The organism is Verminephrobacter aporrectodeae subsp. tuberculatae At4 (assembly GCF_000193225.1).
GTDB lineage: Bacteria > Pseudomonadota > Gammaproteobacteria > Burkholderiales > Burkholderiaceae_C > Acidovorax > Acidovorax aporrectodeae.
Genome location: NZ_AFAL01000046.1, coordinates 1 through 10,934, shown reverse-complemented (window position 1 = coordinate 10,934; position 10,934 = coordinate 1). Strand labels below are relative to the sequence as shown.

9 protein-coding genes are annotated in these 10,934 nt (G+C 59.2%); 6 read left to right on the top strand and 3 right to left on the bottom strand.

Going from position 1 to position 10,934, the window contains the following annotated elements; translation table 11 throughout:
- From VTU_RS0101870 to VTU_RS0101845, 6 genes are all read left to right on the top strand, one after another.
- Window positions 1-1,184, top strand: a 1,184-nt coding sequence (locus tag VTU_RS0101870) for an ABC transporter substrate-binding protein (RefSeq protein ID WP_010100189.1), incomplete at its 5' end; no start/stop codon positions are given.
- 185 nt (window positions 1,185-1,369) lie between these two features.
- Window positions 1,370-2,188 (top strand): carbohydrate ABC transporter permease, encoded by an 819-nt coding sequence (locus VTU_RS0101865; RefSeq protein WP_236610613.1) that lies wholly within the window; start codon window positions 1,370-1,372, stop codon window positions 2,186-2,188.
- Window positions 2,181-3,050: a carbohydrate ABC transporter permease gene (locus tag VTU_RS0101860; RefSeq protein ID WP_010100186.1), complete on the top strand. Its 870-nt coding sequence runs from the start codon at window positions 2,181-2,183 to the stop codon at window positions 3,048-3,050. Before VTU_RS0101865 ends, VTU_RS0101860 begins: the two co-directional genes overlap by 8 nt.
- Window positions 3,051-3,054: 4 nt before the next feature.
- Window positions 3,055-4,149: an ABC transporter ATP-binding protein gene (locus VTU_RS0101855; protein WP_010100184.1), complete on the top strand. Its 1,095-nt coding sequence runs from the start codon at window positions 3,055-3,057 to the stop codon at window positions 4,147-4,149.
- Window positions 4,150-4,208: 59 nt separating this feature from the next.
- Window positions 4,209-4,979, top strand: coding sequence for a sugar phosphate isomerase/epimerase family protein (locus tag VTU_RS0101850; protein WP_010100182.1), 771 nt, complete (start codon window positions 4,209-4,211; stop codon window positions 4,977-4,979).
- Window positions 4,980-4,983: 4 nt separating this feature from the next.
- Window positions 4,984-6,117 carry a Gfo/Idh/MocA family protein gene (locus VTU_RS0101845; protein WP_010100179.1) on the top strand — a complete coding sequence of 378 codons (1,134 nt, stop codon included), beginning with the start codon at window positions 4,984-4,986 and terminating at the stop codon, window positions 6,115-6,117.
- A 34-nt stretch (window positions 6,118-6,151) separates the two neighbouring features.
- Here VTU_RS0101845 and VTU_RS32400 read toward each other — a convergent pair whose 3' ends face one another.
- The 3 genes from VTU_RS32400 to VTU_RS32390 all read right to left on the bottom strand — a co-directional run bounded on the left by VTU_RS32400 (window position 6,152) and on the right by VTU_RS32390 (window position 10,361).
- Window positions 6,152-7,423, bottom strand: coding sequence for a hypothetical protein (locus VTU_RS32400; protein WP_138927764.1), 1,272 nt, complete (start codon window positions 7,421-7,423; stop codon window positions 6,152-6,154).
- 108 nt (window positions 7,424-7,531) lie between these two features.
- The gene (locus tag VTU_RS32395) at window positions 7,532-8,809 is read right to left on the bottom strand and encodes a hypothetical protein (protein WP_138927763.1); all 1,278 of its coding nucleotides are present in this window, start codon (window positions 8,807-8,809) and stop codon (window positions 7,532-7,534) included.
- A gap of 280 nt (window positions 8,810-9,089) precedes the next feature.
- On the bottom strand, window positions 9,090-10,361 hold the full coding sequence (locus VTU_RS32390) for a hypothetical protein (RefSeq protein ID WP_138927762.1): 1,272 nt from the start codon (window positions 10,359-10,361) through the stop codon (window positions 9,090-9,092).
- Between the last annotated feature and the right edge of the window lie 573 nt (window positions 10,362-10,934).

Below are 10,934 nucleotides of genomic sequence, written 5' to 3'. Positions count from 1 at the left end.
GCAGCGCCCGGGCCGGCGAGTCGGTGGAGGTCATGCACTGGTGGACCAGCGGCGGGGAGACGGCCGCCGTCGGCAAGTTCAAGGAAGCGCTCAGCGTGCGGGGCGTGGAATGGAAGGATTTGGCCGTCGGGGGCGCCGACAACCAGCGCACGCTGCTGAAGACGCGGGTCGGCAAAGGCAGTCCGCCGGACGCGGCGCAGATCAATTCGGACGTCCGGGCCTACGCTGCAAACCCCGGCAACTTGGCGAATCTGAACGACGTTGCGGCGAAGGGCGGGTGGGACGACGCACTGCCGGCGCCCGTGCAGCGCTACGCGAAGCTGGGCGGCAAGAACTACGTGGCCGTGCCGGTGAACGTCCACCGAAACAATGTGATGTGGATCAGCGCCGCCGGCCTGAAGAAGATCGGCGCGTCGGCTCCGCCCAAGACGTGGGACGAGTTCTTCGCGATGGCCGAGAAGGCGCGCGCTGCCGGAATGATTCCGCTGGCGATGGCCGAGGACTCCTGGGTGAACTTCATGTTCATGCAGGTGGCCTACGGCACGATGCACACGGACGCTTTCCGCAAGGCGTTCTACGACGCCGACGAGGCGGCCCTCAAGGGCCCCGGAATGGTCCAGGCGTTCGAGGTGATGCGCAAGGCGCGCGGCTACTCGGACCGCGGCGCAGCCACGCGCAGGTGGAACGAGGCCACGCAGATGGTGATTCAGGGAAAGGCCCTCGCGCAGGTGAACGGCGACTGGGTCAAGGGCGAGTTCACGCTGGCGGGCAAGAAGCCGAACGTCGATTACTTCTGCATTCCGGTGCCGGGAAGCGGGAGTGGCCACGTCTTCAGCAGCGATGCCTTCATGTTCTTCAGAAACGCCAAGTCGCCATCCGCGCAGGTCGCGCTGGCCGAGACGCTGATGGACAAGGACGCGCAGGTCGCATTCAGCCTCATCAAGGGCTCGGTGCCCGTGCGCATGGACGCCGACGTGTCGGGCTTCGACGCGTGCGCCCGCCAGTCGTACGCGGACTTTGTCGCGGGGAACAAGGACGGCACGCTCGCGGCGGCGCCGTCGATGCTGCAAACCCCTGCGCGCATCGCCGCTTGGCGCGACGTCGTGCTCGCCTTCTGGAACGACGACAGCATGACCGCGCAGCAGGCAGCGAACCGCATGCTGGCCGCCGCGCGCGCCAACTGAGACGCCGGGCAACCCACGCCGCGATCGGGCACAGGGCCATGGATTCGAGCGTTGCAGCAACGCGGCCGCCAGCGCGCCGCACGGGAGGACCCGAAGCCGCAGCCACTGCGCCGGCTTCGGGGGCCCATGCGCCGCCCGGGGGGGAGCGTTGGCTGCCGCAGTTGTTGATCTCCCCGGCCTTCCTCGTGAGCCTGCTTTTCTTCTACGGCTTGGCGCTGTGGGTCGTGCTCGTTTCGTTCGTCGATTCCGAGGGCTTCATCCAATACAAATGGGTCGGCCTGCGGCAGTATCAGCGCCTGTGGGCCGACGAAAACTGGTGGCTTGCACTGTGGAACCTGCTGCGCTACCTGCCCATCGTCGTCGGCGCTTCATTGGTGCTGGGTTGCGTGCTCGCCATCCTGTTGGACCAGAAGGTGCGGTTCGAAGGCGGGTTCCGCACGCTGTACCTGTACCCGCTGGCGCTGAGCTGGATCGTGAGCGGAACGATCTGGCGCTGGCTCCTGTCGCCCGACCTGGGGGTGGAGGCGTGGTTGCACGGCCTCGGGTGGCAGGGCGCGGTCTTCGACTGGATCGTGCGGCCGGACCGGGCCATCTTCGCCATGTCGGCGGTCGCGGTATGGCACGCAACGGGCTTCGTGATGGCGATGTTCATCGCCGGGCTGCGCGCCGTGGACGACTCGGTTTTCAAGGCCGCGATGATCGACGGCGCGAGCCTGCCACGCATCTACTGGCGCATCGTCCTGCCCACGCTGCGCCCGACCGTTTTCAGTGCCGTGCTCATCTTGTTGCCGGCGGCGCTGAAGACCTTTGACCTGGTGGTGGTGCTGACCCAGGGCGGCCCCGGACAGGCGACCGTCCTGCCGGCCTTCTACATGTTCGATCGCTTCTTTCGCCGCGATCAGATGGGGTTGGCGGCGGCGTCGGGGTCGATCATCCTGATGATGAGCATCGCGATCGCGGTGCCGTACATCGTGCGCGAACTTCGCCGGCCGCGCCATGATTGATCTACCAGACCGCTCGCGTGCCGCATCGCGCCTGGCCATTTATGGGGCGCTGATTCTGGCCACGCTGTTCTTCGCATTGCCGGCGTGGTTCGCGCTCATCAACTCGCTCAAGCCGTTGCAGGAGATCCAGGCGGGCAACGTGCTGGGGTTGCCTGCGCGCTGGACGGTCGAGCCCTGGATCGCAGCCTGGTCCACCGCGTGCACCGGGGCCCCGGCGTGCGCAGGGCTGGCGCGCTACTTCGTCCATTCGCTGATGGTGGCGATTCCCGCCACGGTGATCTCCACCCTCTGGGGGTGCTTCAACGGCTACCTGCTCGCGAAGTGGCGCTTTCGCGGCAGCGACGCGGTGCTGTTCGTGCTGATGTTCGGCAGCTTCGTGCCGGGAGTCCTGTTCGTGTTTCCGCTGTCGATCATCTTCGCGCGCTTGCAACTGGCGCATTCCCTGGTCGGATTGGTGGTGGTGCACACGCTCTACAGCCTGCCCATCGCACTCTTCTTCCGCAACTACTTCGTCGGATTTCCGGGCGACCTGATCAAGGCCGCGCGCATCGATGGCGCGGGGCTGTGGGTGATCTTCCGGCGCATCGTGCTGCCCACGGCGAAACCGATCCTCGTGGTCGTGGCCATCATGCAGTTCACGTCGATCTGGAACGACTTCCAGTTCGCGCTGGTGTTGGCACCGTCGGACCAGCAACTCGTGACCGTGGGCCTGAACAACCTCACCAACGTGCAGGAGGACGTGGCGCACCACAACACCTACATGGCTGCGGCGCTCATCGCCGGCCTGCCCCCGCTGCTGATCTACATCGCGGCGGGCAAATACTTCGTGCGCGGTCTGGTGAGCGGCGCCGTCAAGGGGTAGATGCATGGCCAGCCTGCGCATTCGCAACGTCTGCAAGCACTATGGCCGCGTGCCGGTGCTCAACGGCATCGACATCGACGTCGCCGACGGCGAGTTCCTGATCCTCGTCGGTCCCTCGGGCTGCGGCAAATCCACGCTGCTGAACATGATCGCCGGGCTGGAGAGCACCGTGGAGGGGCAGATCATCATCGGCGACCGCGTCGTCAACGGCGTGAGCCCCAAGGATCGCGACATCGCGATGGTGTTCCAGTCCTACGCGCTGTACCCCAGCATGACGGTGCGCGAGAACATCGAATTCGCCATGGAGATGCGCAAGGTCCCGCGCGCCGAGCGCGCGTGCGTGGTGGCGCGCGTGGCCAAGGTGTTGCAGATCGAGGCGCTTCTGGAGCGGCGGCCGGCGCAGCTGTCGGGCGGGCAGCGGCAGCGCGTGGCGATGGGGCGTGCCCTGGCGCGCAACCCGCGCGTGTTCCTGTTCGACGAGCCCCTGTCCAACCTCGACGCCAAGCTGCGCGTGGAGATGCGCGCCGAGATCAAGTCGCTGCACCAGCGGCTGCGCGCGACCATCGTCTACGTCACGCACGATCAGGTCGAGGCCATGACCCTGGGCGACCGCATCGCGGTGATGCGCGACGGCCAGGTCCAGCAGTTGGGAACGCCCGAGGAAATCTACGAGCGGCCGGCCAACCTCTACGTCGCCGGCTTCATTGGCGCGCCGACGATGAATCTCTTGCCCGCCACGCTCGACACCGCGGATGGACGCTGGGAGCTGTCCCTGCAAACCGCTGCGGGCAGCGTCCGGCTGACCCTGGGGCCCGCGACGCAAGCCGAGTGGCACGGGCGCCCGGCGATCCTCGGCCTGCGGCCCGAGCACTTCACCGAGGTCGATGCCGGCACGCCCGGAGCGCTGCCCGTCCGCTTGAACCTGCTCGAGCCCACCGGGGCCGACACCTTTGCCTTCGCCGAAATCAACGGCCTGCGCGCTGGCTTGCGCCTGGCGCCGCGCCATGGCCGCCGCGTCGGTGACACGGTCTGGTTGCGCCCGGACGGCGCATCGGCTTGCCTCTTCGACCCTGCGAGCGAACGGCGCATCACGCCGTAGCCGTAGCACGCAGGACCCTTCCACCCGTTCGACCGCTCCCCTTCCTCCCTGCTCCTCCCATGACTACAACTCCTCTGCCCCTCTCCATCCAGATCTACAGCCTGCGCAACGCGGGCCATTTCGAGCACCAACTCGATATCGTTGCCGCGGCCGGTTTCCGGCAGGTGGAGCTCACGGGAGCCCATCTCGACGACGCCAGCGGCACCCGCGCGAAGCTCGGCGCGCGAGGACTCAGCGCGTCGTCCAGCCACGTGGACATGACGGCGCTGCGCGAGCGCTTCGACGCGGTGGCCGCCGCTTGCAAGACGATCGGCTTCAACCATTTGTTCATGCCCGCGGTACCGCCGGCCGAGCGCGACGGGGATGCACCGTATTGGCAGGCACTGGGGCGCGAGCTCGGCGGGTACGCGCAGCGCTTTGCCGAGCATGGCATCGCGTTCGGCTACCACAATCACCACTGGGAGCTCAAGCCCAAGGGGGGCGGCAGCACGGCGCTGGAACTGCTCTTCGCCGCGGCCGGCGATGCGCCGTTGGGCTGGCAGGTGGACGTCGCGTGGCTCGTGCGCGGGGGCGCCGACCCGTTGGTTTGGCTGCGCCGCTACGCAGAGCGCGTCGTCTCGGCGCACGCCAAGGACCTGGCGCCTGCCGGCGAGAAGCTCGACGAGGACGGCTGGACCGACATCGGCAGCGGCACCATGGATTGGCGGATTCTCTCTGCGGCGTGCCGTGCCGCCGGGGTGCATTGCCTCGTGGCCGAGCACGACAACCCGCGCGACCCGGCCCGGTTCGCGCGCAACGCCTACGCCTACCTCGACAACCTCAAGGCCTGACGACATGCAACCCGTGAACATCGGCATCATCGGATGCGGCAATATCAGCGATACCTACTTCAACGGCGCAAAGGGATCGGACCTCGTCCGGGTCAAGGCCTGCGCCGACCTGCGCACCGAGGCCGCGCAGGCCAAGGCGCTCCAGCATGGCGTCTGCGCCATGTCGGTCCAGGCCCTGCTCGACGACCCCGACATAGAGATCGTCGTGAACCTCACCGTGCCGCAGGCGCACGCGCCGGTCAGCGAGCAGATTCTTGCGGCCGGCAAGCACGTCTACCTCGAAAAACCGCTGGCCAGCGACTTCGGTGCGGCGCAGCGCCTGCTCGCCCATGCCGCCACGCGCGGATTGCGCGTCGGCTGCGCTCCGGACACCTTCCTCGGTGCAGGGCACCAGGCCTGCCGCGCCGCGATCGACGCCGGACGCATCGGCAGGCCGATTGGCGGCTCCGTCGCGATGCTCTCGCGCGGCATGGAGTCTTGGCACCCGAACCCGGAGTTCTTCTTCAAGCCCGGTGGGGGACCCATGCATGACGTGGGCGTGTATTACGTGACGCAGCTTGTGAACCTGCTCGGTCCGGTCGCGCGCGTCAGCGGCTGCGCGAGCGTCGGTCTGCCGCAGCGCACGGTCGGCAGCGAGCCGCTGCGCGGCCAGGTGATCGACGTGGAGGTGCCGACCACGGTGAACGGCGTGCTGGAGTTCGTCAACGGTGCGAACGTGGCGATGAGCGTTTCCTGGGACGTCTGGGCGCACCAGCGCGCTCCCATTGAAATCTACGGCACCGAAGGCAGCCTGCTGGGCGTCGATCCGAACTGGTTCGGCGGCACGCCCCGCCTGAGCGAGCGCGGGGGGCCCTGGCAGCCGATGGACATCAGCGCCCATCCTTTTGGCGTGGAGAACTACACGCCGAACGCCGGTGCGCGGGTCGCGAACTACCGCGGCGTCGGACTGACCGAGATGGTATTGGCGATGCACCGGGGCCGACCGCATCGCGCCTGTGGCGCGCTGGCGTTGCACGTGCTGGAGGTCCTCGATGCCTTCGGGCGCTCGTCGGGCAATGGACGCCACCTGGGCATCGAATGCAAGATCGACCGGCCCGAGCCGGTCCCCATCGGAGCCGACGAGAACGTGTTTCTCTGACCCGGGCCAGCGAAGCTGCCGGGTAACCGGTTGGCTAAGGAGTAATTTTCACCCTGACGTTTTGCACTATTTTTGATTCCTCGACGCCGCTTTGCGGATCCTTGTACCTGACGGTGAACCGGTACATATTCTCTGGAATATCGGACGCTGAAGTCAAAAACCTGCATTGGATCCTGCTTGCGGTACGCGAGAGAATATTCATTTGATATGAATTTCCGAATTTGATGGAGGTTATTTGATCGAGGTTTTGCCCCATAATGGAAAAACGGAAACCGGCGGCCTGGACATCCGCTTTGGAAACCATGGTGGGAGTGCAACTGCTGATGCTGAACGTTTTGGTCTGAGAATTTGGCTCGAGCGTGATCTGAAGCGTGTTGGTCACAGTCATCGGTTTTCCCTTGTAGGTAGCCGAAAGTGTGAGAGTCGCTTCTTCCTTGGCCGTCACTTCGAGCGAAGAAGGCACGCTACAGTTAATGCTGCCTTCGGTTTCGGAATCACCATTGACAGTGCCGTGGCTAACCTCCGCAGTGCCTCCGCCTGCTGCATCGATCTGTATATCTCCAATACGCACGTCGTCCCAACTGGCGGTAGCAACGTCTTTGGAAACTTCCAATTTGAAAGAGTCACCCGGCGAGAGATCATCCGGTGCAACGGAAAGCAGTTCCAATTTCAGCGTGGGAATTTTTTCCTCGATGTTTATGATGATCGGTACGAGAAAACTATCATGATAAGCTAGATCGTTCAGTATTACTCGATATTTCCCGAAAACTGATACGTCGCTTCCCCGGATCACCACTGAGCAATTTGTAGGGGTATCACCGATGACAGTTGCGTCTACTGGCGAAGGACCCACCAAGGTGCAGGTTGTGGATACCTTGTCAAGACCGGTTCCTGCCACCGATAGTTGGGCGCTGGATTGCGCGTCCAATTCAATGGAGGTTGGGGTAATGGAATCTACGGAAAACGGCGATTTGTCGTCTTCTATTTCAACATCGATGGAAAAGTTATTCAGCGTTTGGAATACATGTCCATCGGACAATATTTTAAAGCTGACGATGGCTGATTGGGTGGGACCAGGTAAATTGTGGAAACTTTGTGGCACGAAAAAACTGAAAACCCAACTGGTCGATTCAAAACTCTTTTGATAATTGGTGACGGTATGCTCGTCACCATTTACCACAAGCTTCAGATCAAATATTCCTGCTCTGGTATGAAACACCCCGGGAATAGGGCGTACATAAACCATTCCTTCGCCCCCGATTTTCAAAGTAGCGGGCAGGACGAACATGATGTCTATGTTTGGCATGTGGTTTCTCAGGGTTTGGGCCTGAGCGTGACCTCAAGCGGGTTGGTAACGATCACCGATCTTCCCTTGGGAAGCCCGGGCACGGGGATTATTAATGGAACTGTTTGACTAAGGGGGAGTGATTTCCACATTGACGTTTTGCAATATTTCTGTTTTTTCAGTGCCGCTTTGCGGATCATCATACTTGACGGTAAACTGATACACACCTTCCTTGATATCATTTGGAGGAGTCAAAAATCTGCATTGAATACGGAATGCCGTTTGCGAAGAAATATCCATTCGATATGCATTTCCGAGATTGAAGGAGGTTATTTGATCGAGGTGGATTCCAGTAAGAGAAAAAAGACAACCGGGGGACTTTGCAAACTGTTTGGAAGCCCTGAAGGGAAGACAACTGCTGACGTTGAATTTTGGGGTCCGAGGATCTGGATGGAGCGTCAGCGCAAGCGTGTTGGTAACGTTTGCCGATTCCATTTTATAGGTAGCCAAAAGTTTGAGGGTTGCTTTCTCATTGGCCAGAACTTTTACGGCAGAAGACAGGATACAGTCAACACTGCATTCAGTGTTGGAAACGGGATTGATATGGCCGTGGCGAGCGTTCGAGGTGTATCCGCTTGCTTCATCAATCTGTACACCTATAATACGCACATCATCCCAACCGCTGGTCGCAACGTCTTTGGAAATGTTCAATTTGAAAGAGTCACCCGGCGCCAGAACATCCGGTGCAATGGAAAGCAACTTCAAATTCGGCGTGGGACTTTTTCCCTCAACGCTTAGGTCAATCGGTACGATGAAAGTGTCCTGAGTAGTTTCCTCGTACAAGAGTATTCGATACTTCCCGAGAACTGGTACGTCGCTTCCCTTGATGACCACTGTGCAACTCGTAGCACTGATGCCGGTGACGGCTGCATATACCGGCGAAGGACCCGCCAAGTTGCAGCTTGCGTATGCCTTGTCAAGAGATTTTCCTTTCACCAATACCTGGGCAGTGGATTGAGCGTCCAATTGGATGGTGGTTGGAGTAATGGAGGCTACGGAAAACGGCGGTTTGTTGATGTCTGTGTCAACACATATGATACAGTCATCCAGCGTTTGAAATACTTGCCCATCGGCCAATATTTTAAAGCTGACGATAGCCATCGTGGAGGGGCCGATCACACTGTGGAAACTTTGCGGCACGAGAAAACTGAAAGTCCAATCGGAAAATTCAAAACCTCTTTGATAATCGATGACGGCGTGCGACTCACCACCTGGCAAAGTCAGCGTCAGATCATCTATTTTTGCCTTGGTCTGATCCACTTCGGAAATGGGCTGTACACGGATGACTCCTTCAGCCCCGACTTTCAAAAGCGAAGGCATGACAAAATTGATATCGATGGATGGCATAGAATTCCAAGGTTTTGGCTTGAGCGTGGCTGGATGCGGGTTGGTAATAATACCCGATTCTCCTTTGGAAAACCGGGCGTGTGGACTGATTATGTCAGTTCTTCAAAATTGTATCAGAATTCCAAGAGCCGGTCATTGCGCGCATCTGCGCGGTGGCGCCGCAAGATTTATTTTGACGCAGGGGAATTTCAAAAACCGGTGATCCTATCCTGGTGGAGAGAAGCGGGACTCGATCCCCCGGCAAGTCACCCGCTCTCCCGCTTTGATCGAAACTGATTGACTAAACGCTAATTTGCACAACGATGTTTTTCAGTACTTCTGTTTTTTCAGTTCCGCTTTGCGGATCATTATATTTGATGGTAAAATTATACAGACCTGGCTTGATATCATTCGGAGGAGTCAAAAATCTGCATTGGATTCGGAATGCTCTTCGTGCAAAAATATCCATTTGATATGCATTTCCGAGATTGACCGAGGTTATTTGATCGAGATTGGTTCCATTAAGAACAAAAAGAAAATTGGAGGACTTTATAAACTGTTTGCTAGCCGCGTGGGGTCGACAAGTGCTGACAGTGTATTTTGTGGTCCGAGGATCTGGACGGAGCGTCAGCGGAAGCGTGTTGGTAACATTTACCCAATTTCTTTTATAGAAAGCAAAAAGTTTGAGGGTTGCTTTTTCATTGAGCACGACTTTTACGGCAGTAGGCAGGATACAGTCAACGCTACATTCGGTGTTGGAAACGGGATTGATGTTGCCGTACTGAACGTTCGAGGTGCGCCCGCTTGCTTCATCAATCTGTACAACTCTGATATGTACATCATTCCAACCGCTGGTCCCAACGTCTTTGGAAATTCTCAATTTGAAAGAGTCACCCGGCGCCAGAACATCCGGTGTAATGGAAAGCAACTTCAATTTTGGCGCGGGACTTTTTTCCTCAATGTTTATGTCAATCGGTACGATGAAAGTGTCCTGAGTAGTTGCCTCGTACAAGATTATTCGATACTTCCCGGGAACTGATGCGTCGCTTCCTTTGATCTCCACTGTGCAATTCGTAGCACTAGCGGCTGTGATGGTTGCACCGGCCGGCAAAGGACCCGCCAGCTCGCAGCGTGGGTGTGCCTTGTCAAGAGAGGTTCCTGTCACCAACACCTGGGCAGTGGATTGAGCGTCCAATTGGATGGTGGTTGGAGTAATGGAAGTTACGTAAAAAGGCGGTCTGTTGACAGTAGTTTCAACAATTATAATATCGTTATCCGGCGTTTGAAATACTTGTCCCCCGGCCGATATTTTAAAGTTGACGATGGCCAATGAGGAGTGGCCGTGAAACATGAAACTTTCCGGCACAATAAAACTGAAAGCCCAATCGGAAAATTCAAAACCCCTTTGATAAGTCCAGACGGCCTCCGGCGCGTGATCTGGCGCAGTCAGCGTCAGATCATGTATTGTTGCCTTGGTCTGATCAACTCCAGGAATGGGCTGCACACTAATGACTGCTTCAGTCCCGACTTTCAAAATCGCGGGCAGGATAAAATTGATATTGATGGATGGCATAAAATTCCAGGGTTTGGGCTTGAGCGTGGCTGCAAGCGGGCGGGTAACAATACCCGGTTTTCCTTGGGGGAAAATCGAGCGCGGAGACTGATTGTATCAGTCATTATACGATTGTGTCAATATTTTTTGAATTGTATCAAACTTTCAAGAGCCGGTCATCCAGCGGTCTGCGCGTTCGCGCCGTAGGGCTTGAATTTTTCGAGCACGCGGTTCATTTCTGCGGTGTCCAAGATCGTTGGCGTTCCGGTGGCGCGGGCCAGCAGGTACTGGTGCGCGCGCCTCGGCCTCGACGGCGAGCGCGAAGGCGTGGGCGCAGGTTGGCGCCGATGGCGATCAGGCTGGAATTCGAACCCGCGGCCACTGCGCCTGATCTCGAGTCAAGTGCATGTGACCACACCCTGCCACTCTCCTGCATGCATCGCATCAAGTGTTTCCCCGGAAGTGAAACTGTTGGCTAAGGGGTAATTTTCACCCTGACGTTTTGCACTATTTTTGATTCTTCGACGCCGCTTTGCGGATCCTTGTACCTGACGGTAAACCGGTACACATTCTCAGGAATATCGGACGCTGAAG

What these genes read in the sequence shown, in the direction of transcription:
- VTU_RS0101860 (WP_010100186.1), top strand. Translation starts at nt 2,181, where the DNA reads ATGATTGATCTACCAGACCGCTCGCGTGCCGCATCGCGCCTGGCCATT.
- VTU_RS0101855 (WP_010100184.1), top strand. Translation starts at nt 3,055, where the DNA reads ATGGCCAGCCTGCGCATTCGCAACGTCTGCAAGCACTATGGCCGCGTG.
- VTU_RS0101850 (WP_010100182.1), top strand. Translation starts at nt 4,209, where the DNA reads ATGACTACAACTCCTCTGCCCCTCTCCATCCAGATCTACAGCCTGCGC.
- VTU_RS0101845 (WP_010100179.1), top strand. Translation starts at nt 4,984, where the DNA reads ATGCAACCCGTGAACATCGGCATCATCGGATGCGGCAATATCAGCGAT.
- VTU_RS32400 (WP_138927764.1), bottom strand. Translation starts at nt 7,423, where the DNA reads ATGCCAAACATAGACATCATGTTCGTCCTGCCCGCTACTTTGAAAATC.
- VTU_RS32395 (WP_138927763.1), bottom strand. Translation starts at nt 8,809, where the DNA reads ATGCCATCCATCGATATCAATTTTGTCATGCCTTCGCTTTTGAAAGTC.
- VTU_RS32390 (WP_138927762.1), bottom strand. Translation starts at nt 10,361, where the DNA reads ATGCCATCCATCAATATCAATTTTATCCTGCCCGCGATTTTGAAAGTC.